Source organism: Halomonas marinisediminis (assembly GCF_004347715.1).
GTDB classification, from domain to species: Bacteria; Pseudomonadota; Gammaproteobacteria; order Pseudomonadales; family Halomonadaceae; genus Halomonas; species Halomonas icarae.
Map to the genome: position 1 here is coordinate 1 of NZ_SLTR01000345.1, position 284 is coordinate 284.

General features: G+C 59.5%; 1 protein-coding gene. It reads left to right on the top strand.

The window, feature by feature from the left end; all coding sequences use genetic code 11:
- Positions 1–284 (top strand): ribonuclease E/G (locus tag E0702_RS16945; RefSeq protein WP_205742030.1); only part of this gene is annotated, 284 nt, incomplete at both ends.

The window sequence follows — 284 nt, forward strand, 5'->3', positions numbered from 1 at the left end:
TGCGCGACTTGGCCGGTCTGATTGTCATCGACTTTATCGACATGGACGAGCGCAAGAACAACGCCGCCGTCGAGAAAAAGCTGAAAGACAAGCTGAAGACCGACCGTGCCCGCATTCAGGTTGGACGTATCTCTGGCTTTGGTCTGCTGGAGATGTCGCGTCAGCGTCTGCGCCCCGGCATGATCGAGGCAACCACCGCGCCGTGCCCGCATTGCCATGGTACTGGCCTGATCCGTTCGGATGACAGCATGGCGCTGTCGATCCTGCGCCAGATCGAGGAAGAG